Annotated in this window: 20 protein-coding genes; 9 read left to right on the top strand and 11 right to left on the bottom strand. The window is 70.0% G+C overall.

Annotation, left to right across the window (positions count from 1 at the left end):
* The first annotated feature begins 67 nt into the window (after window positions 1–67).
* Window positions 68–1,081, top strand: coding sequence for a zinc-dependent alcohol dehydrogenase family protein (locus FJV41_RS16400; RefSeq protein ID WP_246137238.1), 1,014 nt, complete (start codon window positions 68–70; stop codon window positions 1,079–1,081).
* A 27-nt stretch (window positions 1,082–1,108) separates the two neighbouring features.
* Here the strand turns inward: FJV41_RS16400 and FJV41_RS16395 are convergent, their stop codons facing one another.
* Both FJV41_RS16395 and FJV41_RS16390 read right to left on the bottom strand, forming a co-directional pair.
* Window positions 1,109–2,143, bottom strand: a complete 1,035-nt coding sequence (locus tag FJV41_RS16395) for a phosphotransferase family protein (protein ID WP_181790690.1) — start codon at window positions 2,141–2,143, stop codon at window positions 1,109–1,111.
* A 68-nt stretch (window positions 2,144–2,211) separates the two neighbouring features.
* Entirely contained in the window at window positions 2,212–2,838 is a 627-nt protein-coding gene (locus tag FJV41_RS16390; protein WP_141643428.1) for a phenylalanine--tRNA ligase beta subunit-related protein, read from the bottom strand.
* A gap of 352 nt (window positions 2,839–3,190) precedes the next feature.
* Here FJV41_RS16390 and FJV41_RS16385 point away from each other — a divergent pair, with 352 nt between their 5' ends.
* Together FJV41_RS16385 and FJV41_RS16380 are read left to right on the top strand one after the other, a co-directional pair.
* The gene (locus FJV41_RS16385; protein WP_141643427.1) at window positions 3,191–4,246 is read left to right on the top strand and encodes a zinc-binding dehydrogenase; all 1,056 of its coding nucleotides are present in this window, start codon (window positions 3,191–3,193) and stop codon (window positions 4,244–4,246) included.
* A 261-nt stretch (window positions 4,247–4,507) separates the two neighbouring features.
* Window positions 4,508–6,130, top strand: a complete 1,623-nt coding sequence (locus FJV41_RS16380; RefSeq protein WP_141643426.1) for an ABC-F family ATP-binding cassette domain-containing protein — start codon at window positions 4,508–4,510, stop codon at window positions 6,128–6,130.
* 17 nt (window positions 6,131–6,147) lie between these two features.
* Here FJV41_RS16380 and FJV41_RS16375 read toward each other — a convergent pair whose 3' ends face one another.
* Genes FJV41_RS16375 through FJV41_RS16365 form a run of 3 tightly spaced genes read right to left on the bottom strand, consistent with a single transcriptional unit; the run spans window position 6,148 to window position 9,777 of the window.
* Window positions 6,148–7,587 (bottom strand): aldehyde dehydrogenase family protein, encoded by a 1,440-nt coding sequence (locus FJV41_RS16375; RefSeq protein WP_141643425.1) that lies wholly within the window; start codon window positions 7,585–7,587, stop codon window positions 6,148–6,150.
* Window positions 7,588–7,612: 25 nt separating this feature from the next.
* Entirely contained in the window at window positions 7,613–9,067 is a 1,455-nt protein-coding gene (locus FJV41_RS16370) for an aldehyde dehydrogenase family protein (protein WP_141643424.1), read from the bottom strand.
* A 29-nt stretch (window positions 9,068–9,096) separates the two neighbouring features.
* Complete coding sequence (locus FJV41_RS16365) at window positions 9,097–9,777, bottom strand: TetR/AcrR family transcriptional regulator (RefSeq protein ID WP_141643423.1); 681 nt, start codon at window positions 9,775–9,777, stop codon at window positions 9,097–9,099.
* A gap of 114 nt (window positions 9,778–9,891) precedes the next feature.
* Between FJV41_RS16365 and FJV41_RS16360 the strand changes: the two genes are divergently transcribed.
* From FJV41_RS16360 to FJV41_RS54595, 3 genes are read left to right on the top strand one after another with little or no spacing between them, the layout of a single operon-like run.
* On the top strand, window positions 9,892–10,524 hold the full coding sequence (locus FJV41_RS16360) for a phospholipase D-like domain-containing protein (RefSeq protein ID WP_141643422.1): 633 nt from the start codon (window positions 9,892–9,894) through the stop codon (window positions 10,522–10,524).
* The gene (locus FJV41_RS16355; protein WP_141643421.1) at window positions 10,521–11,126 is read left to right on the top strand and encodes a glutathione S-transferase family protein; all 606 of its coding nucleotides are present in this window, start codon (window positions 10,521–10,523) and stop codon (window positions 11,124–11,126) included. Before FJV41_RS16360 ends, FJV41_RS16355 begins: the two co-directional genes overlap by 4 nt.
* A gap of 9 nt (window positions 11,127–11,135) precedes the next feature.
* Window positions 11,136–12,485, top strand: a complete 1,350-nt coding sequence (locus FJV41_RS54595) for a sensor histidine kinase (RefSeq protein ID WP_141643420.1) — start codon at window positions 11,136–11,138, stop codon at window positions 12,483–12,485.
* Between the two features lie 246 nt (window positions 12,486–12,731).
* On the opposite strand, the gene FJV41_RS16345 is transcribed toward FJV41_RS54595, so the two are convergent.
* The 3 genes from FJV41_RS16345 to FJV41_RS16335 all read right to left on the bottom strand — a co-directional run bounded on the left by FJV41_RS16345 (window position 12,732) and on the right by FJV41_RS16335 (window position 15,022).
* Window positions 12,732–13,484, bottom strand: coding sequence for a helix-turn-helix transcriptional regulator (locus FJV41_RS16345; protein ID WP_141643451.1), 753 nt, complete (start codon window positions 13,482–13,484; stop codon window positions 12,732–12,734).
* 80 nt (window positions 13,485–13,564) lie between these two features.
* Window positions 13,565–14,461, bottom strand: coding sequence for a fatty acid desaturase family protein (locus FJV41_RS16340; RefSeq protein WP_141643419.1), 897 nt, complete (start codon window positions 14,459–14,461; stop codon window positions 13,565–13,567).
* 201 nt (window positions 14,462–14,662) lie between these two features.
* The gene (locus FJV41_RS16335; protein WP_141643418.1) at window positions 14,663–15,022 is read right to left on the bottom strand and encodes a helix-turn-helix transcriptional regulator; all 360 of its coding nucleotides are present in this window, start codon (window positions 15,020–15,022) and stop codon (window positions 14,663–14,665) included.
* Between the two features lie 697 nt (window positions 15,023–15,719).
* On the opposite strand from FJV41_RS16335, the gene FJV41_RS16330 reads away from it, so the two are divergent.
* From FJV41_RS16330 to FJV41_RS16320, 3 genes are read left to right on the top strand one after another with little or no spacing between them, the layout of a single operon-like run.
* Window positions 15,720–17,825 (top strand): HEAT repeat domain-containing protein, encoded by a 2,106-nt coding sequence (locus FJV41_RS16330; protein ID WP_141643417.1) that lies wholly within the window; start codon window positions 15,720–15,722, stop codon window positions 17,823–17,825.
* 40 nt (window positions 17,826–17,865) lie between these two features.
* Window positions 17,866–18,825, top strand: a complete 960-nt coding sequence (locus FJV41_RS16325; RefSeq protein ID WP_141643416.1) for a ParA family protein — start codon at window positions 17,866–17,868, stop codon at window positions 18,823–18,825.
* An 8-nt stretch (window positions 18,826–18,833) separates the two neighbouring features.
* Window positions 18,834–20,051 (top strand): extensin-like protein, encoded by a 1,218-nt coding sequence (locus tag FJV41_RS16320; RefSeq protein WP_141643415.1) that lies wholly within the window; start codon window positions 18,834–18,836, stop codon window positions 20,049–20,051.
* Window positions 20,052–20,098: 47 nt separating this feature from the next.
* Here FJV41_RS16320 and FJV41_RS16315 read toward each other — a convergent pair whose 3' ends face one another.
* The 3 genes from FJV41_RS16315 to FJV41_RS16305 all read right to left on the bottom strand — a co-directional run.
* Window positions 20,099–21,094: a M48 family metalloprotease gene (locus FJV41_RS16315; RefSeq protein ID WP_141643414.1), complete on the bottom strand. Its 996-nt coding sequence runs from the start codon at window positions 21,092–21,094 to the stop codon at window positions 20,099–20,101.
* Window positions 21,094–21,684, bottom strand: a complete 591-nt coding sequence (locus FJV41_RS16310; RefSeq protein ID WP_174459976.1) for an SH3 domain-containing protein — start codon at window positions 21,682–21,684, stop codon at window positions 21,094–21,096. The genes FJV41_RS16315 and FJV41_RS16310 overlap by 1 nt, the downstream gene beginning before the upstream one ends.
* 20 nt (window positions 21,685–21,704) lie before the next feature.
* A partial coding sequence (locus FJV41_RS16305) for an adenylate/guanylate cyclase domain-containing protein (RefSeq protein ID WP_141643412.1) occupies window positions 21,705–23,652 on the bottom strand: 1,948 nt, incomplete at its 5' end.

Raw genomic sequence — 23,652 nt, 5'->3', positions numbered from 1 at the left:
CTTCGCGTCCGTATATCCCCCACGCCTCTCGATGGCACGGCAACGGAGCGAAACGATGGATGGCGTGATGAAGCGGTGGGAGCTGCGGCGGCCTGGCCGAGCGAACCTGGAGCTGGCGAGCGTGGCGATTCCCACGCCGGCCGCGGGCGAGGCCCTGGTCCGAGTCTCCGCGGTGTCGCTGAACTACCGCGAGAAGTTGTTCCTCGACGGGGCTGGCTATTCGGATGTGCCGTGGCCCTTCGTGCCCACCTCCGACATGGTCGGCGAGGTGGTGGCCACGGGTGGCGGTGTCACCCGGTTCAAGGTGGGGGAGCGGGTGCTCGCCGCGTTCAACGCGGACTGGGTGGATGGACCCGTGCCGCGCGTGAATGGCTCGGTGCGCAGCCTGGGAGGGAGTCTGCCGGGGGTGTTGTCCGAGTATGTGGCGATGCCGGAGAGCTGGCTTGTCGCCGCGCCCCGGACACTGGATGACGTGCGCGCCAGCACGCTGCCGTGCGCGGGGCTCACCGCGTGGACGGCGCTCGTGGAGCTGGGCGGGGTGCGGCCCGGGCAGACGGTGGTGACCCAGGGCACGGGCGGCGTGTCGCTGTTCGCCGTGCAGTTCGCCTCGGCGCTGGGAGCGCGGGTCATCGTCACGTCGGGGGATGAGGAGAAGCTTGCGCGCGCGAAGAAGCTGGGCGCGGCCCACGGCATCCACCGGCGCCAGACGCCGGACTGGGAGAAGGCGGTGGTGGAGCTGACGGGCGGGCGCGGCGCGGACCACATCCTGGAGATGGTGGGCGGCGACAACCTGGCGCGCTCGGTCAGCGCGCTGGCGCCCGGTGGACGCGTCACGCTCATCGGCGTGCTGGACGGCTTCGACATGCGCTTTCCGGTGGTGCCGTTGTTCCAGACCCAGGGCGTCATCCAGGGCGTGCTGGTGGGGAACCGCCGCGGCCTGGAGAACTTCGTGCGCGCGGTGGACGCGCTGCGCCTGGAGCCGGTCGTCGACGCGACGTATGCGCTGCGCGAGTTCCCGAAGGCGCTCGAGCACCTGGACCGGGGGCCCTTCGGCAAGGTGGTGGTTCGCGTCCGCGAGTGAGCGCGAAGGCGAGCGTCCTCCGGCGCGCTACCGGAACGCGGGCCAGGTGAAGGAAGGGGTTCCCGCCCAGCGCTCCGCGAGTCGTTCCTCCAGGGCGGCGAGGGTGCGTGAGAGGGCGGGGACCAGGCTCGTGGGCTCGCGCAGGACGCGGGAGCGCGCGAGGTGGCGCAGCAGGGCGGCGCGCTCGGAGTAGCCCGGTGCCCAATCCCTGTCTCGCTCCAGCGCCTTGGGCGACAGCCACTGGAACATGTTCACCGTGCGCGCCGTGGCGACCAGGGCACGCGCGTGGGTGTACGTGGCGTCCGTCTGGGCCGCCTCGCAGACGGGGGCCAGGGTGATGCGATAGGTGAGGTCCGCGCGGGTGACGAGCTCGTCGGGCAGGGGCACCACGATGAGCCACATGAGCGCGTCGTAGAGCGCGTGGCGCATGCCGCAGTATTCGAAGTCGAGCAGGCGCGGGCCGCTGGTGGTGAAGAGCGTGTTGCCCGGGGCCATGTCCCCGTGGGTGAGCGCGAGGAAGGGGCCGGGCTCGGCCAGCTCACGCGCCAGTTGCTCCACGTCCTCCTGGGTGCCGGCGGCCACGGTGGTGCCGACGGCGTTCGTCCAGCGATGCAGCCGGTCCGCGTGCTCCACCAGATAGCGCGCGTTGTCGATGCGCACGCGCAAGGGGCGTGGGTGCAGCGAGTGGCGGAGCAGGTCGAAGTCACCTTGCAGGCCCCGGGTGCGCGCGTGGAGCTGGCCCGTGAGCCGGGCCACGGCGAGCAGTCCTCCGGTGGCGGCGCTCGCGTCCACCGAATTGAAGAGGTCTTCCAGGCTGGGGCCGGTGCCCAGGTCCTGGAGGACGAGGAGGCGGGAGTGGATGTCGCCGGCGATGAGTCCCGGGGCGGTGGTGAGGTTGTGGCGGCCGAGCAGCTCCAGCCCGGCCCACTCGTCCAGGCCGAGCACGGGGTCCGCGTGGAAGTGCTTGAGGATGACGGTGGGCACATCGCCGCCGCGGACGCGGGCGCGCACGACATGGCAGCGGGACTCGGTGCGGAGGACCTGGGGCTCGGCCAGGAGCACGGGTCGTCCCCAGGCGGCGGAGAGGGAGCGTGCGCCGTCGGCGAGCAGTTGCTCCAGGTCCAGGGCGCTCAGGGGAGCCGCTCCACGGTGGCGCCCGCGCGTTCCAACAGCTCGCGGTACCACGTGAAGGCGCGCGCGGTGCGGTCACCCAGGCCCCTGGCGCCCCAGAGGACGGTGAGGGTGCGGCGGGTGTCGGCGTTCGTCTTGGTGCGCTGGGCGTCCTTCACGGCATTGGCGCAGGGTCCCTCGGCGTCGAAGAGGCACAGCAGGCCCGCCAGGTCGATGCTCTGACCGGAGGCATTGAAGACGTACTGGGAGCCCTCGGGGGCGATGCCCACGCGGAAGGGCGCGGTGGCCCGGTCCAGGTCGACGACGCTGATGGGCAGGCCGCTGTGCAGGGACACGGCGTTGCAGAGGTCCACGGCGGTGTTGATGGAGCCGAGCGTGCCTTCCGTCGCGGCGCGCACCAGGTACTCGGAGGCGGGCTTGCCGCGGCCTGTGGGCTTGTAGCCGCCGTGGCGGAGCATGTCGCGCACGGCGCCTCGCACGGCGTCGTCGCTGGAGAGTGGCGCGGCCGCATCCGATTTCAGCAACGCCACCAGCCACTCCGGCGAGGGCAGCGAGCCCAGCGGTGCGGGGAACGTGGTGGTGAAGGCCAGGGTGTCCAGGGACGGATGCGGTTCGACGGTCAGCACGGCCGGGCACTCTACGCCACACGGCGCGCCCGTGCTGGCGGTGGTGCGCGCAAACGGCCGTGATGCCGCCTACGCCACAGGGCGAGGCGTTGCACGGGAACGGGTGCGAGTGCGCGAGCCTCCCGTGTCGCGATGCGCATGGGGAGGCGGACTGGCGCGGTGCCAGTTTCGCGGTGCGAGTCGTTCCAGACCGCTCGGAGCCGAATGGGTGCGGTGGAAGTGTCGTCCTCGCGCCAGAGTGAAAGGCTCGCTTCGAGTCAGCGAGCAGCCCCGAGGGTGCGTGCTACGGTCGCGCCTTCCGAGCTTGGGTGCCCGCTCGTGTTCCACGATGCGCGGCCAGGAGGAGCAATCGATGGCAGACGCGAACCAGCGGACGATGCGGGCGGCGCGCTTCGATACGGCCACGCGGACGTTGACGGTGACGGAGGTCCCCGTGCCCCAACCGCGTCCGGGCGAGGTGCGGGTGCGAGTGAAGGCGTGCGGCATCTGCTTGTCGGATGCGCATCTGCTCGACGGTTCGCTCCGCTCTCCGTTGCCCGTGGTGACGCCGGGCCATGAGTCCTCGGGTGTCATCGACGAGGTGGGCGTGGGCGTGCCGCGCTGGAAGGAGGGGCAGCGTGTCGCGATGGCGGGTGGCAAGCCCTGCGGTCGCTGCCCGAAGTGCTCCAATGGCCAGCCGCAGGAGTGCCTCGACTTTCAAATCATGGGCTTCCACTACGACGGCGCGTGGGCCGAGTACGTCGTGGTGCCGTACTTCGTGCTGTCCTCGATTCCGGACCACCTGCCCTTCGAACAGGCGGCCATCCTCGCGGACGCGGTGGCCACGCCGTACGCGGGACTGGTGGAGAGCGCGAAGTTGCGGCCCGCGCAGTCGGTGGGCCTGTGGGGCATCGGTGGGCTTGGGGTCCACGCGGTGCAGATTGCCCGGATGATGGGGGCGACGCCCATCATCGCGTTCGACACGAACGAGGCCGCGCGAAACCGCGCGCTGGAGTTTGGCGCGGACGTGGCGTTGGACCCGCGCTCTCCGGACGTGCGCGCGCAGATTCTCCAGCACACGAATGGGCTGGGGTTGGATGTGGCGGTGGACCTGGTGGGCGCGAACTCGGTGCTGGCGCAGGCGGCGTTGAGCCTCGGGCGCTACGGGCGCGCGGTGATGGTGGGCCTGTCGCCCGAGCCCATCCAACTGGGCGCCGGGGTCAACTTCGGCCTGCGCTCCCAGGCGCTGGTCGGACACCTGGGCTACGAGAAGAAGCACCTGGACCAGCTCGTGACGCTGGTGAGCACCAAGCGTCTGGACGTCTCGCGCTCCGTGACGGCGACGATGCCGCTGGAGGACGTGGCGAAGGGCGTGGAGCGGCTGGTGAAGAAGGAAGGCAATCCCATCCGCCTCGTCATCACGCCCTGAGGCACGGCAGGGGACCAGGCGGCCGGGCACCCAGGGCGGGGTGTCCGGCTCCCGGTGCCCGAGCGGATCCGCTCACGGCGGAATGGCGCCTGGGAGGCGACGGGGCCATGTAGGTCTCCCTCCCGGCTCCAGGGCGAACGCCCCCCTGGTGGGCCGCCCCCGGGCATGGGAAGCGGAGGTCGAGGGTTCGGAACAATCCTCCTTCGGCGTCCCCCATGGCATAAGGGCGCCGCGCCCGCCTTCCGGGCACCCCCTACGCACATGATTCGTCTCGACAACATCAGCAAGCAGCACGGCCAGCAGATTCTCTTCATCGAGGCTTCGGCCGCTCTCCACAAGGGGGAGAAGGTCGGCCTCGTCGGGCCCAACGGGGCCGGCAAGACGACGCTGTTCCGGATGATTACCGACCAGGAACACCCCGACGAAGGCCAGGTGGCCGTCGACCGTGGCGTCACCATCGGCTACTTCAACCAGGACGTCGGCGAGATGTCCGGCCGCAGCGCCGTGTCCGAGGTCATGGATGGCGCGGGCCCGGTGAGCACGGTCGCCGCGGAGATGAAGGCGCTCGAAGCCGACATGGCCGACCCGGACAAGGCCGACGACATGGAGAAGCTCGTCGAGCGCTACGGCCTGGTGCAGGCGCGCTTCGAGGAGCTGGGTGGCTACGCGCTGGAGGGCCGCGCGCGGGAGATTCTCGCGGGCCTGGGCTTCAGCGAGGAGATGATGGACGGCGACGTCGGCGCGCTGTCCGGCGGTTGGAAGATGCGCGTGGCGCTGGCGCGCATCCTGCTCATGCGTCCGGACGCGATGCTGCTCGACGAGCCGAGCAACCATCTGGACCTGGAGAGCCTCATCTGGCTGGAGGGATTCCTCAAGGGGTACGAGGGCGCGCTCCTGATGACGTCGCACGACCGCGAGTTCCTCAACCGCATCGTCACCAAGATGGTGGAAATCGACGGCGGCTCGCTGACGACGTACTCGGGCAACTACGACTTCTACGAGCAGCAGCGCGCGCAGAACGAGAAGCAGCAGCAGGCGCAGTACGAGCGCCAGCAGGCCATGCTCGCCAAGGAGCTGAAGTTCATCGAGCGCTTCAAGGCCCGCGCCTCGCACGCCGCGCAGGTGCAGAGCCGCGTGAAGAAGCTGGAGAAGATTGAGAAGGTGGAGCCGCCCAAGCGCCGCACGACGGTGCTGTTCGAGTTCCAGCCGGCGCCGCGTTCGGGCGACGACGTGGTGAACCTGAAGGCGGTGCACAAGGCCTACGGTTCCCGGCGCATCTATGACGGCATGGACTTCCTCGTGCGCCGCGGCGAGCGCTGGTGCGTCATGGGCGTCAACGGCGCGGGCAAGTCCACGCTGTTGAAGCTGGTGGTGGGCTCGACGACGCCGGACACGGGCGCGGTGACGGTGGGTGGCAGCGTGAAGCTGGGGTACTTCGCCCAGCACGCCATGGACCTCCTGAACGGTGAGCGCACGGTGTTCGAGTCACTGGAGGACGCGTTCCCCCGCGCGGGACAGGGCTCGCTGCGCGCGCTGGCCGGGTGCTTCGGCTTCTCCGGTGACGAGGTGGAGAAGAAGTGCCGCGTGCTGTCGGGTGGTGAGAAGGCGCGTCTGGTGATGGCGAAGATGCTCTTCGACCCGCCCAACTTCCTGGTGCTGGACGAGCCCACCAACCATCTGGACATGGCGACGAAGGAGATGCTGATTACAGCGCTGGCCCGCTACGAGGGGACCATGCTCTTCGTCTCGCACGACCGTCACTTCCTGGGCGCGCTGTCCAACCGCGTGCTGGAGCTGACGCCGGACGGCATCCACCAGTATGGCGGTGGCTACACCGAGTACGTGGCTCGCACCGGCCACGAAGCTCCGGGTCTTCGCAGCTGAGTTGACGGCGGGGCCGCCTACTCGAACAGGCGGCTCGCCAGTCGCGCGAGCTTCCGGGCCTTGCCGGTGTACGGCGGGAAGAACAGGTTCGCCAGGGACGTGCGTCCCTGGCGCAGCACCGCGCGCTCGTGGCTGAAGGTCTTGAAGCCCGTCTCGCCGTGGTACGCGCCCAGGCCGCTCGTGCCCACGCCTCCGAACGGCAGGTTCGGGTTCACGTTGTGCAACACCACGGCGTTGATGCACGTCCCGCCCGCGCTCGTCTCCTGGAGCAGCCGCTCCACCACCGCCTCGTCATGGCTGAAGACGTAGAGCGCCAGCGGCTTGCCGCCCGCGCGCACGTGCGTCACCACCTCGTCGAGCGACTCGAAGCGCAGCACCGGCAACACCGGCCCGAAGATTTCCTCCTCCATCAACGGCGCATCCGGTGTCACGTCCGCGACCACCGTCGGCGCGATGAAGCGCGTCTCCGCGTCCACGCCGCCGCCGACAACCACTCGCGCTCCCGCCGCCACCGTGCGGTCCAGCAACCCGCGCACCCGCGCGAAGGCGCCGTCATCCACCATCCGGCAGAGGTCGGAGCTCGCGCGCCGCGCTTCCTCGGAGCGCCCGTAGAAGCGCTCCAGCGCCGCCTTCAGGGCCGCGAGAAAAGCCTCTTCCTTCGATGCATGAACCCAGACGTGGTCCGGCGCGATGCACGTCTGCCCGCCGTTGAGGAACTTGCCCCAGGCCACCCGCTCCGCCGCGGCTTCGATATCCGCTGATGCATCCACGATGGCCGGCGACTTGCCGCCCAGCTCCAGCGTCACGCTGGCCAGGTGCTTCGCCGCGGCCTCCATCACCCGCCGCCCCACGCGCGGCCCTCCGGTGAAGAAGAAGTGGTCGAACGGCAGCCGCAAGAGCGCCTCGCCCACCTCCGCGCCACCTTCGAACAGCGCCACCTCGTCCTCGGGGAACGTGTCGCGCACCAGCTCCGCCAGGAAGCGCGACGTGTTCGGCGTCTTGTCGCTGGGCTTGCACATGACGGTGTTGCCCGCCGCCACCGCGCCCACCAGCGGCATCAACAGCAGGTTGAACGGGTAGTTCCACGGCGCCATCACCAGCACGACGCCGCGCGCCTCGTGACGCACGTGGCTGGTCGTCCCCGTGAGCACCAGCGGCGTCGTCACCTTGCGCGGCTTCATCCACGCCTTGAGGTGCTTGCGCACGTGCTCCAGCTCCATCAGCACCGGGAGGATTTCCGTCGCCTCCACCTCCGCGGGCGGCTTGCGGAAGTCCGCGTGGATGGCGTCGGCGAGCGCCTGCCTCCGCTCGACGATGAGCGCCTTGAGCTTCTCCAGCTTCGCCAGCCGCTCACCGGGGCCACGCCGCGCCACGTCCCAGCGCCGGGCCCGCAGGCGGTCGAACGCCTCCTGCATGCCCCGGGGAATCAGCTCCTCCTCCTGCTTCACCACGCGCATCCCGGCTCCTCTGGCTGTGTGGGGCCTACTCCAACAGCCGGCTGGCGCGGGAGGCCCACTCCTGCGCCTTTCCGCGGTACGGCGGGAAGAACACCGCCGCCAGCGACTTCATCCATTGAACCGACACGGCGCGCTCGTGACTGAAGGTCCGGAAGCCGTAGACGCCGTGGTAGTGCCCCAGGCCGCTCATTCCCACCCCGCCGAAGGGCAGGTTCGGGTTCGCCACGTGGATGAGGACGTTGTTCACCACCGCCCCTCCGGAGGTCGTGTTGCGGAACACGTCCTCGATGGCCCGCTTGTCCTGGCTGAAGACGTAGAGCGCCAGCGGCTTCTCCCCACCCTGGATGTGCGCGTACACCTCGTCGCGCGAGCGGTACGTCATCACCGGCAACACCGGCCCGAAGATTTCCCCCTCCATGATGGCCATGTCCGCCGTCACGCCCGTCAGCACGGTGGGCGCCAGGTAGCGCGAGGGCCCGTCCGCCACCCCGCCCACCTCGACCTTGGCGCCCGCCGCCACCGTCCGGTCGACCAGGTCCTTCACCCGCCGCCACGCCGTCGCGTCCACCAGGCGCGAGAAGTCCGCGCTTGCCTGCCGCTCCGGCTCGGTGGCGCCGTAGAAGCGGGCGATGACCGCCTTGAGCGCGTCAATGAAGGCCTGCTGTCGGGACTCGTGAACGAAGACGTAGTCCGGGGCGACACAGGTCTGTCCGCCGTTGATGAACTTGCCCCACGCGAGCCGCTCGGCCGCGGCCTGCACGTCCGCCGTCTCGTCGACGATGGCCGGTGACTTGCCACCCAGTTCCAGCGTCACGCTGGCCAGGTGCTTCGCCGCGGCCTCCATCACCTTGCGGCCGATGCGCGGGTTGCCCGTGAAGAAGAAGTGGTCGAACGGCAGCTCCAGGAGCGCCTCCGCCGTCTCCGCGCCGCCCTCGAACAGCGCGACCTCGTTCTCCGGGAAGACGTCGCGCACCAGCCGCGAGAGGAAGCGCGCGGTGTGCGGCGTCTTCTCGCTGGGCTTGCAGATGACGGTGTTGCCCGCGGCGATGGCGGCGATGAGCGGCGCCATCAGGAGCTGGAAGGGATAGTTCCAGGGGGCCAGCACCAGCACCACGCCGCGCGCCTCGTAGCGCACGTGCGCGGAGGAGCCCGCGAGCAGCATCGGCGTGCCCACCCGCGTGGGCTTCATCCACGACGACAGGTGCTTCACCGTGTGGTTCAGCTCCTCCAGCGTCGGGTGGATTTCCGTCAGCTCCACCTCCAGCGCGGGTTTGCGGAAGTCCTGGTGGATGGCCTCCGCCAGCTCATCGCGGCGGGCGATGATGGCCTCGCGCAGGCGCTTGAGCCGGGCGACGCGCTCGGCCGTGGTGGTGCGGGACATCACCCAGCGATTCGCGCGCTGGGCCTGGAAGGCGGCCTGGATGCGCGCGAGGTCCGCGGAGGGCTTCGACTCGGTGGCGACGGGGACGAGCTCCAGCATGGTTGGCTCCTGGGGTGTGGTGACGTGTTTCAGCGGGACTCGAGCCCGCGCAAGAGGGTGGTGAGGGCCGCCGTCAGCTCGGCGGTGAAGTCGATTCGCAAGGGGGCCATGTGCGGCGACGCCAGGACTTCGCGCGCCACGGGCGCCACGTCCGCCATCTGCCGCAGGCCCGTCACCAGCGCGTGCAGATGCACGAGCACCCGGGGGCCTTCACCCGGCTTTAGGAAGTCCAGCCGCGCCTCCAGCAGCGCGCCGATGTGCAGCATGGCCTGCAGCAGCCGCTCCTTGAACCGGCGCGCCTGCTCCACGGACACGTTCTGCTCCAGCACCGTCTGCAGCATCGCCAGCAGCCGCGTGAGCGAGGTCTCCGCCTCCAACGACTGGGCCACCGAGCGGGCCAACCAGGGGCCCGTCCACGGCGCGTCCGACTGACACAGCCGCGCATCCAGTCGGGCGAACCAGGAGAAGAGCAGGTCCTCCAGCAGCGCCAGGAACAGCGCCTCCTTGGTCGGGAAGTAGAGGAACACCGTCCCCTTGGCGAGGCCGGCCCGCTCCGCCACGTCCGCCATCTTCACCTCCGCGTAGGAGGTGGCCGCGTAGAGCGCCAGCGCTTCATCCAGGAGCAGCCGACGTCGCGCTTCCTTGTCCTCGTCCTTGCGCGCCCGCTGAGGCGCCGCCCTCTCCCCCTTCACCCCCGGATTGCTGACCATGGGTCATTGCTAGGTGACCCCAGGTCAGTCGTCAAGTGACTGGAGGTCAGTTTCCAGCGGCGGACAATGGGCTCCGACTGGAGGGTGGTAGGTATGTGTGTGAGGATGGCCTTCATGCGTCCCATCCAGGCGGAACTGCTGTCCGGCAGTGAGCTGTATCGGGAGGTGGTGCTGGAGAAGCTGCTTCACGCGCGCGAGTCGGTGTGGATTGCGACGGCGAACGTGAAGGCGATGTACGTGGAGTCGAAGGGGCGCTTCGTTCCGTTGGTGGAGGTGTTGGATGGGCTGTCGGCGCGAGGGCTGTCGCTGCGGCTCTTGCACGCGGAGCTGCCGAGCCGTCCGTTCCGCGCGGCCTTCGACGAGCGGGCCCGGCTGGTGGCGGGGGGACTGGAGCTGAAGGTCTGCCCGCGCGTGCACTTCAAGGCGGTCGTCGTGGACGGGGCGTGGGCGTACCTGGGGAGCGCCAACCTCACGGGCGCGGGCCTGGGCGCGAAGGGCGACGCGGTGCGCAATTTCGAACTGGGGTTCGTGACGGAGGACTTCGACGTCATCGACCGGGTGACGGCGCTCTACGAGGCGGTGTGGAGCGGGGCCGAATGCAGGGGGTGCAAGCTGCGCGCGGTGTGCCCGGATCCAATAATCCCCGCACCCGTGGGGAGGGGGGAGATGCGAAGCTCGCGCGGCGCCGTGCAGCTCGGAAAGGCTCGCCGGCTCAAGCGACACACCTCGGAGTCCCGACGACGATGATGAAGCTCTATTTCGCTCAGCACACGCGCGCCACCCGCCCCCGCTGGTTGCTCGAGGAGCTGGGCGTGCCCTACGAGCTGGTGCCGGTGGACCTGCTCCAGCGAGAGCACAAGAGCCCCGAGTACCTGCGCGTCCATCCCATGGGCTCCATGCCCGCGCTGGAGGATGACGGACACGCGGTCTTCGAGTCGGCCGCGATTCTCCTGCACGTCGCCGACAAGTTCCCGGACAAGGGCTTCGCTCCGGCGCTCGGTACCGTGGAGCGCGCCGAGTACTACCAGTGGATGATGTTCTGCATGGCCACCATGGAGCCGCCCCTGTCCGCGTACTCCGCGCACAGCCGCTTCCTGCCGGAGCACGAGCGCGTGCCCGCCGAGGCCGACCGGGGCAAGAAGCGCTTCACGGACATCGCCCGCATGTTGGAGGAGAAGCTCAAGGGGCGACCGTTCCTGGTGGGCGAGCGCTTCACCGCGGCGGACGTGGTGATGGCATCCATCCTCAACTGGGGTGGGGGCATGGGGCTCCTGGAGGACTTCCCCGCCCTGCGCGCCTATGTGGAGCGGCAGATGGCCCGTCCCGCCGCGCAGCGCGCCCAGCAGTAGGACGGCTCCGTGCATCTACCCGTCGTACCCAGTCCCTCGGCCTCCGAGCTCGAAACCCATCTGCGGCTCAAGCGCAGGGGCTTCATCGTCTCCGCGGGCGTCCTGCTGCTCTCGCTGACCACGCATCCGCTGCTGTTCGGGGGCTTCGTCCCCGAGGTGGCGTTGATCCACGTGGGCTGGGCCGCCCTCCTCGTCGCGTGTGCCCTGGCGGCGGGCTCGCGCTGGCTGCCGTCCCAGCGGGCCAGCACCGTGGGCGGCGTCTTCAGCCTGGCCGCGCTCGCGCTGGACATCCACTTCACCGGAGGCCTGGCGAGTCCGCTGTTCCCGCTGCTGTTCGCGATGCCGCTCATCATCGCCGTCTTCACGCCGGGCGATTTGGTGACGGTGTGGGCGTCCATCGTCCTGACGCTGGTGGGCGTGGTGCTGGCGTCGTGGCTGTCGGGCGGCTCGGAGCGACAGCTCATTGGCCAGGTGACGGTCTTCCTCTTCATGGCCTGGATTTCGGTCTTCAGCGGGAAGCTGTTTCAACGCATGCGCGACGCGGAGCGCGAGGCCGTGCTGGAGCGGCTGGCGGTGCTGGAGCGGCTGGCGCGCAGTGAGCGGTTGAGGGCGGAAGCGGAGGTCAGTCGCGCGGAGACGGAGCGGCTGGCGCTGGTGGGGCGACTGGCGGCGGGTGTGGCGCACGAGGTGAACAACCCGCTGGCCTACGTGAAGTCCAACCTGGGCTACCTGGGTGACGTCGTCGAGGAGCCGATGCCGGACCTGGAGGAGATGCGGCGCGTGCTGGAGGAGACGCAGCAGGGGGTGCTGCGCATCCAGCAGATTGTCACCGACCTGCGCCGCTTCTCCCGGGACTCGGTGGACACGGAGGAGGCGTGCGGCGTGGTCGATGCGCTGGACGAGGCGGAGCGGCTCGCGTCGGTGCGGCTGCGGAGCCTGGGGCAGGTGGTGCGGGAGCTGTCGCCGGAGCTGAGCCGCGTGAGGCTGGGGCAGCGACACCTGGTGCAGGTGGTGTTGAACCTGCTGCTCAACGCGGCGGACGCGGTGGACTCCGCACAGCCTCCGCGCGTCGCGCGCATCGTCCTGCGAGCCCGCGCTGAAGCTGGAGGCGTGCGACTGGAGGTGGAGGACAACGGGCCGGGCATTCCGGAGGCCGCGTTGTCGCGCCTCTTCGAGCCCTTCTTCACCACCAAGGCCCCCGGCAAGGGCACCGGCCTGGGGCTGGCCCTGTGTCGCGAGTACCTGGCCCGCGTCGGTGGCACGCTGTCGGTGGCGAACCGTCCGGAGGGCGGCGCGTGCTTCACGCTGCACTTGCCGTCGGCGCCCCCGACTCCGGAGCACCGTCCAAGTCCGAGCTGAGCGGGCTCTTCAACGCGGCGACTTGCCCGAGGGTGTGGTCCCACGCGGAGGGGATGTTCGACCGAGACCGAGCTGAGCGCGCTCCTCGGCGCGGCGACTCGCCCGAGGGTGTGGTCCCACGCGGAGGGGATGTTCGACCGGACCCGAGCTGAGCGGGCTCCTCGGCGCGGCGATGTGTCCGAGGGTGTGGTCCCGCGCGGAGGGGATGTTCGACCGAGACCGAGCTGAGCGCGCTCCTCGGCGCGGCTACTCGCCCGAGGAGCCGTCGCGGCGGGGCTCCGGTGCGGCGACGGAGGCATCGAGCGCGGGGCTCGCCTCGGCGGACGTCTTGCCTTGCTGCCGCTCGCGCCACGAGCTGGGGGAGTCTCCCACCAGCTTGCGGAACAGGCTGCTGAAGTGCTGCAGCGACGCGCAGCCCACCTCCACCGCGACAGCGGTGAGCTTCATGTCCGTCTCCAGCAGGAGCGCCTGCGCCATGCGCACCTGCACGGCGTTGAGCTCCGCCTGGAAGGACGTCCCGGCCTCCTTCAGCCGGCGCTGGAGCGTGCGCTCGGACATGCCCATCTCCCGGGCCACGTCCGACAGGTTGATGTCCGGCAGCTTGCCGCGCATCGCCTGGTGCAGCTCGCGCAAGAGCGGCGACTGGCCGGTGGCCTCCGCCACCAGATCATTCAGCTTGGACAACAGCGGCGCCGCCCGGCCCTCCGGCTGGCCCAACCACGCGAGCGCGTTCGCCGGGTCGGTGAACACCTTGCTGGGATAGGCGCCTGTCAGCAGCGTGTAGAAGCCGCCCACCACCGCGCCCGCCACGCCCTCCGGACGCACCAGGGCCTGCCGCTGCACGGACGTGCTGAAGGACTTCTCACGCGCTTGCATGTACTTCACCAGCACCGCGAAGGCCGCCGGGTCCGCCGCCTCCAGCCGGCGCGCGTCCACCAGCGACGCATGCGGCGCCGCGGGGGCCAGCTCCACGTCGAGCACATGCACCAGCCGGCGCACATGGCTCTCCGAGGGGCGCCCCCAGAGAATGAAGCCGCACAGGTCCGCCGAGGCGTACCAGTGCAGGAAGCCTTCCCCGACTAGGTAACGGCCGTGGGGGTCCCTGAAGTAATCGTCGACGCCGTCTGCCGATCGCACGGCTCGGCAGAATAGCGCTTCGCCACCTTGGCCACCCAGAAGGGATTGATGGGGGACAGGGAAGTCACCAGCTCCGGCCTGACCAGCGAGGCACCCGCCAGCTCCTGGGTCGTCCCCGGCAGCTCCCGCCAGGGCACCTGGGGCTTCACATGGTGGGCCTGGTGATAACCCGCATTGAAAAAGAACAGGTTGTACAGACGGGAGGTGGACGTGGTGCCCAGGGCCCCCCGCTGGGTGGAGTCCGTCTCGAAGTGGGCCGCCAGGTTGAGCCAGTGGATGCAGACCTGCCCCACCAGCAGCACCCCCCACCACGCCAGCCCCAGGGCCGGCCGCCAGAGGATGACCGCCAGGATGCCCCCGTCCACGACGAGGAAGTCGAGGACGAGCTCCGTGCGCTGGTTGCGCTTCTTGGCCCACCGCCAGACGTTGGCCACCGCCTCGAACGGCCAGAACCACGGCGTCAGCGCCGAGCGCAGGCAATAACGCAGGGCGCCTTCACCCGGCCGCCGCTGGCCCCAGTCCCCCGGGCCATCGTTGTACCGGTGATGGTTGAAGTGGTGGATGTAGTAGCCCCGGTAGGGGAACCCGCACGCCAGGCCCAGCGTCCGGGACACGACCCAGTTCACCAGCCGGGGGCGCGCCATGGACACGTGCATGTGGTTGTGCAGGACGGCGTAGTTCCAGAACAGCACCGCCCAGCCGACGGCGCACATGCCCACGCGACCCCAGAGGCCCAGGTGGTCCCAGCTCAACAGGAAGGAAGGGAACCACACCCACCACAGCGCGTGTACCGCGAGCTGCGGCAAGTCGAGAGCGGGGGCGGGGGAGGGGCGAGTCATGAAGCCCGAAGGTAGGCTCGCGCCTGCCTCGCCGCTTCATTCCATGCGCCAAGCGCTTGCGAAAACGCGCAACCTTCAGCGTCGTCCCCCTCAATCCGTTTCAACCCGGGTCCACCCCGCCCCGGTGCTGATTCCGCCCGCGTTCGCTGTCTTCCACGGATGCGGAATGGAAGCAGCGTATCGCGGGCGTGCTGCGGGTGCTCACGTCTCAAGTGCGTTGGCGACCTGTCCCAACAGCCGCAGCCGGGGCGCATCCAGCTTGCGCACGGTGCGCAAGAGGCGGCGCACCTCGGGACGCTCGCGGTACTCCGGAGGATCCTCGGCGAGCGTGGGCGCGCCTTCCACGCCAGACATGCCGAGCAGCACGTCCGACGAGCAGTTGAGAACCAGACACAGCTTCCTCAGCGTGCGGACGCTGGGGAGCATGTGACCGCGCTCCAGCCGCCCGTACACCTCGGTGGCGATTCCCACGCGCTCGGCCACGTCGGCCTGGGTGAGCTCCAGCCGCTGCCGCGCCGCGCGAACTGCATTTCCAATGATGGTGGCCAATCGTTGTTCCATGGCGTGCGGAAACCTGTCGAAAAGAGGGCTTCTCCCCCCGCGCCTTGGCGGAGAGGTACCGGAGAGAAGTGACTGCGAGTTCCTTGCCTCGTGGAACACAGACTACGGGTGGGGTCTGACATTCAGGTGCATCCGGAAGGGCGTGCGAAAGCGCTTGAAACCGGAGGCGTTTCGGAGCCTGTCGGGACACGTGTCCGAGGCCGCTCGCGGAGGGCTCTGGAAGTGGGGTGCGACGCGCTCGGAAGTCACCCCGCGGGCGGTGGACGCGGAAGTCGTCGGATGCCGCGGGAGGCCGAAAAATCGGCCCGCGGGAGATCAGCGCGCGATGCATGTGGATCAGCGCGGCGCGCGTGCGGGCGGCGCTTCACGCGGAGCGCTTTCCGGATGCGTCCGGCTCACCGTGGGCGTCGCTCCGGAGCGACGTCCAGTGCTCAACGTCACCCGACCCACGGCCGCACTCACGGTGCAGGTGTTCAGCGGGCCTGGCGCGTCCGTCGGCGAGCGATGAAAAGACGGTGTTCACCTCCGAGGCCGAAAAATCGGCCTGCGCGGCGTTGTCAATGGAGAGGCCGGGAGTTCACGGAAAAGCCCTGGTGTTTCCGTGGTTTACGAAGGTGGGACGTCTGACGTAGGGTGGGTGCCCCCCCGGTGGGTCGGGGGTGCACCGCGCTGCCTCGCGGGGAGGGCCGTTGAGGTCGTGAGCGACGAGCGTCCGGACGCGCTGCTCAAGAGCGCACTCGAGAAAATTGTCTACTTCGAGGCGCGCGCGGAGCAGTTGCTCAGCGAGCTGGGCTCGACGCGCGAGGAGATGGAGCACCTCAAGCGTGAGCTGACGGAGACGCATCAGCGGGAGCTGGAGCTGCGCCGTGAGGTGGCGGAGCTGGAGGTCCGCGCCGGGCGGTTCCAGGCGGAGCGCGAGGAGTCCGTGCGGCTCACGCAGGCGCTGCGGGGCGAGCGCGACCAGCTCATGGACCGGTTGCTGAACGCCAGTCGGTTGCGCACGTCGACGAAGGACGGCGACGACGAGGACGACGACCTGGGGTTCGACCTGGCGTCGTTCATCTCCCAGCTTCGCAGCGAGGCGCTGCTGCGCGGGGAGTCGGACCGCGTGGCCGCGACGCTCGTCAAGGTGCCCATGCGCGGGCCCGCCGTGCCGCTCTCCGAGGCCTCCGCCAAGGCACAGGCTGTCGCTGCCGCCGCTCCGAGCGCGCCGGCGCGGCCCGCGTTGCTGGAGCCCTTGCTGGAGGGGCTGTCTCCGGTGGCTCGCGAGGCCCAGCGTTTCCTCCATGCGGGGCGGCTCGGCGTCAGCCCGGCGCAGTTGGCGGAGCTGTCCGGACAGCGCGTGGGAGCCCCGACGGACGAGTCGCTGTTCGGGTTCTCCGTGCGCGAGCTGTCGGCGCCGGACGCCGCCGCGCGGATTCGTGCCGCCGAGCGACTGAAGGCGCTGTCCCAGCCGGCCGCTGCTCCGGCGCTGGCCAGTGCGCTGCACGCGGAGACGGACTCGGCGGCGCAGGTGGCGTTGCTCCAGGCGTTCGCGGCGCTGTGCCGGGAAGAGGGCGCGCAGGTGGTGTCGCCGCTGTTGTCCTCGCCAGTGCCGGAGGTGCGCATCGCGGCGCTCAAGGCGCTGTTGACGCTGGCGCCTCGGGACGCGGCGCCGCATCTGGCGCAGGCGATGAAGGACCCGGACCGCTCCGTGCGTCGCAGGGCCTCGTTGCTGGCGTTGGGGTTGGAGGGTGAGACGGCGCGGCGGCTGGGCGAGGAAGCCATCCACGACGCGGACTCGGAGGTGCGCTCGCTGGCGGCGCTCGCGCTGGGCGCTGGGAGCGGGGAGAACGCTCGCACGCTGTTGCTGGAGGCGCTGGGTGACCGCGAGCCGCGCGTGCGCAAGGCGGCGGCGCAGAGCCTGTCGCGCATCCTGGGCCACGACGTGTCCGCGGTGGTGTCGCTCGATGATACGCACCGGCGCCGCGAGATTCGCCGGCTGGCGACGCTGCCCGTCAAGCCCGTGCGCGCCCGGCTGGAGGATGCGGCTCGACCGATGGTCGCGCGGACCCTGGTTGTTCCGGCGCAGGTGGCGGCTTCCGCGCAGGTGACCTCCGCGGGCGTGGCTCCCGCTGGCGCCGCACACGGGATGGCCTTCGTGGGCGCGGTGCAGGGCGCGGGTGCCTCCGCCGCTTCGCCGCAGGCGGTGGGCGCCCGGCAGGTCGCGGGTTCCTCCGCTTCGCCGCAGGCCGTGGTCGCGGTGGGCGCCCGGCAGGCCGCGGGTTCCGCCGCTTCGCCGCAGGCCGTGGTCTCGGCGGGCGCGCGACAGGTCTCCGCACCGGCCTTCGTGGGGCAGGGGGGCGCTCCGATGCATGCCGGTGGGCCTCCGCCTTCCGCGCCGCTGTCCCCCACCGCGCAGTCGGGTCAGCGCGCTCCGGGACAGTCGGCGGCGGGTACGCCCATGCAGCCGATGGCCCCGCCTGTCGCCGCGCCTCAGGCCGCCCGGCCCGTGGGTTCACCTCGACTTTCCCCCGTGCAGGCGGCATTGGTGGCCATGGGGGCTCCCGCGCCCGTGCCCGCCGCCGCTCCCGCGCCGCGCGCCGCGGAAGCGCGTCCCCCCTCGGGCTGCTCGGGTGCTTCTCCCGTCGAGGCCCTGTGTGCGCAGATGCTGATGGAGGTCCGCGTGGCGGTGCGCGGACGCTCGCTCGCCGAGCTGACGACCGCCCTGGGGGCCCCCGTGGAACTCGCCCAGGAAGCACTCACCCTGCTATCAGCCCGAGGCTCCGTGGTCCGAAGGGGACACAAATACTTCGCCGCTTGAGGCAAGGTATCCGTCCCGTACGTCTTTCGAAGGGTCGTTCATGGAAGCGCCGACATACAGCTCGAAGCAGGTGGCCGAGATGCTCGGCGTGTCTCCGAAGGCCATTCCGGAGGACGCGAGGAAGGACGTGTACACCCCGGACGACGTCTGGGACCTGCGCACCACCCTCAACCGCTTCCCGGACAAGATTGGCCACCGCCGGCAGCTCTTCCTGAACTTCAAGGGCGGCACCGGCAAGACGTCCCTGTCCACCTCGTACGCGTGGCGCATCGCCGAGCTGGGCTACTCGGTCCTCCTCATCGACCTGGACAGCCAGGGCCACGCCACCAAGTGCCTGGGCTACGAGGGCGAGGAGTTCGAGAAGACGCTGCTCGACGTGCTGGTGCGCAAGACGCCCCTGGTCCAGGTCATCCAGAAGTCCTCCCTGCCCAACCTGGACTTCGTCCCGTCCAACCTCAGCATGTCCACCATGGACCTCTCGCTGATGCCCATGGCCGGCCGCGAGTTCAAGCTGCGCAACGCCCTCAAGGACGTGGAGGCCCAGTACGACGTCGTCGTCTTCGACGCGCCCCCGTCCTTCGGCCTGCTCAACCTCAACGCGCTGATGGCGGCGAACGACTTGTTCGTCCCGGTGCTCGCGGACTTCCTCTCCTTCCACGGCCTCAAGCTGCTGTTCGAAACGGTGCAGAGCCTGGAGGAGGATTTGAACCACGTGCTCGACCACGTCTTCATCGTGGTCAACTCCTTCAACGCCACCTTCAAGCTGGCGAAGGAAGCGCTGGAAGCGCTCCAGACGCACTACCCGGAGTTCCTGCTGCCGACCATCATCCGGCAATGCACCAAGTTCGCGCAGGCCTCCAGCGAGGGGCGCCCCGTCTTCGTCGCGGACCCCACGTCGAAGGGCGCCAACGACATCCAGGCCATGATTGACAACGTCCTGCCGCGACTGGTCGCCGCGGCCGCCGCCGCCCCGAAGAAGGGCACCCAGCAGGCCGGCTGAGATTCGCCATGAAGAAAGCCTTCGAACAGAACGTGTCTCGCGCCAAGCCGCGCCTCCGCTTGGGCGCGTTCACCGGCGTCGCCGACCCGGGCGAGTCCGCTCCCTCCGAGCAGGAGCCCGCCGCCTCGGCCCCGCCCGAGCCTCCTTCCGCGGACCTGTCCGCCGAGGTCCGCGCCCGCATCGAGCGGGCCCGCGCCCCACGCCCCACCGCCGCCGAGGCGATGGAGGTGGCGCTGGGCTCGCAGGAGGCGCCGCGCGCCCGGGAGCCGGTGTTCACCTCGCAGGCCTCCGAGCCCGTCACCTATGCGTCTCCGGAGCCGGAGTCGGCGCGCTTCGAGGACGAATCAGGCGAGGTGCCTGTCACCTTCGCGGCTCCTCCCGCCGTTGCGTTCCACCTGGACGGCTTCGCGGCCGGGCACTCTCAGGAGGCCCACTCCATGACGCAGGGCTCGTCACACGCTTCGCTCCCCCATGTCACCGCGATGGTCGCCGAGCCGGTGGCCCGCGTCGAAGCCCCGCCCCAGGAGATAGAGGTGCAGACGCCCGCGCCTCCGCGTGAGGAGCCGGTGGATGACTCCGAAGCGCGTCGCGAGCGACTGAAGGCACGCCTCAAGGCGGTGCGCGAGAATCCGCGTCCGGAGCCGCTCCCCGCCACGGTGGCCGAGGCGGGTCAGCGCGCGGTGGAGCGCATCACCCACCTCCAGGCGGAGCTGGTGAAGGTGAAGGCCGCCAACCTCTCGCTCACGCAGGAGCTGGAAGTGGCGCGCCGTCAGGCGGAGAAGGCCACCGAGGAAGCCCGGCTGCGCATGGACGAGGCGCGCCGGCTGTCTTCCGAGATGGAAGGCCGCGTGAAGCTGCTGGCGGACCTGGAGCGGGAGCTGGCCGCGCTGGAAGGTGAGCGCGACGAGGCGCTCTTGTCCCTCCAGGAGAACCGTCAGGCGCTCCAGGCCTCCGCGAAGGAGCACGAGGCGCTCGAGGAGGCGGTGTCTCGCGGCAAGCAGGCCCTGGTGGACAGCCTCGCCGAGGAGGAGCGGCTCGCTGGTGAGCTGGAGTCCGCCAAGGACGAGTCGACCTCGCTGCGCCGGGCGGTGGAAGCGCTCCAGGGCGAGCGGGACGTGCTGGCCCAGCAGGTGGCCTCGCTCACCGCCGAGCGGGCCGAGCTGCTCGAGGCGCGCAAGGCCCTGGAGTCCGTGCACCGCGCGCTGAGCCAGGCCGTCGCGCGCTGAAGTCGCTCCACCCGGGGCGCCCCCTTTCGGGCGCCCCAAGCGGGTCCCTACTTCCCGTCCTTCGCCACTCCGCGCGAAGGGCTCTTCAGGGCGGCGACCAGCTCCGGCTTGAGCGGCGGGCTGCGCAGTCCCTGCAACGACAGCTCCGCGAACTCCCCCTGCGAGGGCTTGAGCCCGTTGAGGAACGCGACCAGTCGCTTCTCGCGGTCCGCCTTGTTCGGGTGCCGTGAGCCCAGGCGCGAGCCATCCGTCGTCTTGCGCAGCAGCACGATGTACTCGTCCGGGTCATAGCCGGCGGAGAGCATCATCTTCGCGGCGAGCAGGTCCGCCTCGTACTCCTGCTCCTTGTCGTTCCCGCTCTCCGCGAACTCGATGACCTTCTCCGTCAGGCTGCCCAGCAGCGCCGAGTCGCCGTCCAGGTCCAGGTTGCCGCCGCTGTCCGTCGAGGCGATGAGCCCCCCGGAGCCTGGGATGCCGGCCTCCATCGTGACGGCCGTCTTGCACAGGCTCACCTTGGCGGCGTTGTACTGCTTGATGGAGTGCTTGAGCACGACGTGGGCAATCTCGTGCGCGAGCACGCCCGCCAGCTGGCTCTCGTTGCCCAGCTCCGACAGCAGCTTCCGGGTGACGAAGACGTAGGCACCGGGCGTGGACACGGCGTTGAAGTTCTTGTCGTCGTTGAGCACGCCGAACGTCCACTCCAACGTGGGCCTCGCGGACTGCGCACCCAGGTTCTTCCCCACGACGTTGAGGTACTCGTGGAGGTCGTGCACCCCGGTGCCCTTGGCGCCGTCCGTCGGGGCCATCAACCCGCCACCCCCCTGCACCCAGTGGATGGCCATGGCACTGCCGATGGCGTACTCCTCCGTCACGGTGGGCTCCACGTCCAGCTTCTCGCAGGAGGCGCGTTCCTTCTTCGCCGCCGCCGAGTCGTTCACCACCGTCCCCGCCTTCTGGGCGACCTGCGCCCACGTCACCCCCTTGCACGACGAGGCCAGGAGGCCCAGGCCCGCCAGCGCCACCGTCCGCCAATGCGCGCGCATCACGTGCCCCCCTTCGACTTGCTCTTCGCAGCGCCCGACTTCGCCGTGGCCTCGGCGCCCACGACGGGGAACAGCCCCGCGTCCTTCACGTGCTTCGCGATGTCCGCGGTGGAGACGTCCTTGGCCTTCTTCTCCAGGCTCTGCAGTTGCGCCACCGCCTGCTTGTGGTCGCCGCCCTTCTTGTTGCCGTACTCGACGGCGCCGGGGCTGAGTGCCTTCACCGCGGCGCCGCTGGCGACGAAGCCCGCGGGGTTCACCTGGCGCTTGCCCTTGTCCTCCACGACGAGCTCCATGTTGGGCGCGGTGGTGGACAGGTTCGACTGGAAGACGAAGCCCTTCTTCCCCGCCGCCGTCTTCACCTTGTGCCACTGCTTGTTCTTCGGGTCCGCGCCCTCCCACTTCACCTGCTCACCCGGCTGGAGGATGACCACCGCGTTCGCCGTGGGCGAAGGGCTCTCCATCACCCGTGTGTTCTTCGCCTTCACGTACAGCGAGCCCCCCACCGCCACCGCCGACGCGAGGCTCGGAAGGCCCAGGGCCAGCAGTGCCAGCATCAGGGCCACCCCGGCCGCGCTCGTTCTCATCGTCATCGCTCCGACTCCTTTCCCGCTCACTTGTCCAGGCTCGCCACGCCGTCGAAATCCGGCGGCGGCGCCTTCGCATACTTGTGACAACGCTCAAGCAACGCCTTCGTCGGTCCGTCGTCTGGGTCCTCTGTCCCCAGCTCCTCCAGCATCGACACGGCCTCGTCGAAGCGAGCCTCGCGATACACGGCCAGCGCCGCGTGGTAGCGCTCCACCGTCGCCCGCTTGCGCGCATCCAGGCCGCCCTTGAGCGAGAGCAGCTCGTACACGGTGACGGCCTCCGTCTTCCCGGCCACCCGCACGCGGTCCAGCTCGCGCACCTCGATGTGCTCGCGCGCCAGCTCGTACGTGCGCGGGCCAATCATGATGACGGAGCCATACGCCTTGTTGGCGCCCTCCAGCCGCGCGGCCAGGTTCATCCCGTCGCCGATGGCCGTGTAGCTGAAGAGCTGCTCGCTGCCGAAGTTGCCCACGAAGTTCACCGCCGAGTTGACGCCGATGCGCGTGTAGACATCCGGCAGGCCCTTGGCGCTGAACTCCTCGCGCATCCAGTCCACCTCCGCCTTGGCCGCGAGCGCTCCCCGGCACGCGCGCACCGCATGGTCGTCCTGGCGCATGGGCGCGCCGAACAGACACACCACGGCGTCACCGATGTACTTGTCCAGGCACCCGCCCTCCTTCAACAGCACGCCACTCACCCGCGTCAGGTACGTGTTGAGGATGCGCACCAGGCTGCGCGGGTCCTCCTTGAAGCGTTCGCTGAAGGTGGAGAAGCCTCGGATGTCGCTGAAGAAGGCGCTGATTTCGACGTTCTCTCCGTCGAGCCTCGGCAGCTTGCGCTCCGAAATCATCTGCTCCACGAGCTTGGGCTCCATGAAGCGGCTGAACGCGGCGCGAACGAACTCCGTCTCCCGGTTGGCCACCAGGTGGTTGAACGCCACCGCCGTGACACTGGCCAAAAGGCCCGCCATGGAAGGCAGCGCCGTCAGCACGTGCGTGCCCGAGGACAGGAAGCGCCCCGTCACCAGGGACATGCCCAGCAGCAGCGCCACCGGCCACAGGATTTCCAGCGGCGTCCAGCGCGTCGTCATCAGCAACACGACGGAGACCAGCGCCACCAGCAGCGTGAGTGACAGGTCCACCGCCAACGGCGTCCGGGTGATGAAGCGGCCGTTGCCGAGCAGCGTCTCCAACACCGCCGCCTGCTTCATGACGCCGGGCACCTCCGCCTGGAAGGACGTGGCCTTGATGTCGCTGAGTCCCAGCGCCGTGCCGCCGATGACCACCACCTTGCCCCGGAACGCCTCCGACGGAAGCTTCGAGGGCTGGCCCTTGTCCCGGTGTACCCAGCCGTCGAGCACGTCCAGCAGGGGCACCGTGTGGAAGCGCTCGTGCAGCTCGCCGCCGCCGTAATCAATCGCCGCGCCCCCGTCCGTGTCCACGGCGTAGGTCCGACTGCCCAGTCGCAGCTTGCGCCCGGACAGCGTCACCTCGCTGACGCCCAGCAGGCCCGCGGCCACTCGCACCGGCAGCGTCGGGTACGCGTTGACGCCGTCCGTGTACGCGAAGCGCGTGCGGCGCATGAAACCGTCGGGGTCCGTCTCCGTGTCCACCAACCCGAAGCCATCCACCGCGCCCACGAGCACGGGGATGGGAGGCACGGGATTGCGCAGGGCGTGTGCGTGATTCCCGGCGGTCGACTCGGCCGTCTCACCATCGACGTCCCGACCATCCAGGGTCGCCAGGGTGAAGCCCCGCGTGCGCACGGGGAAGGCGAGGGCGCGCGCCATCTGCTCGGGCGTGACGGAGGCGACGGCGCTGTCCTTCGGCGCGTCCGCGAACCCGGCGCCCCCCTCTTCGGGGAAGGCTTCTTCGCCGCCCTCGTCCGGGAACGTCTCCTCGGCGCCCTCGGGCGGCAGCGCCTCCCGGGGAAGCGCCTCATCGGTGGAAGCCACGGGGGCGCCACGCAGCCTT

The sequence above is a fragment of the Myxococcus llanfairpwllgwyngyllgogerychwyrndrobwllllantysiliogogogochensis genome (assembly GCF_006636215.1).
Taxonomy (GTDB): domain Bacteria; phylum Myxococcota; class Myxococcia; order Myxococcales; family Myxococcaceae; genus Myxococcus; species Myxococcus llanfairpwllgwyngyllgogerychwyrndrobwllllantysiliogogogochensis.
The sequence above is the reverse complement of the archived record's forward strand: the minus strand, read 5'-3'. Positions and strand labels throughout refer to the sequence as shown.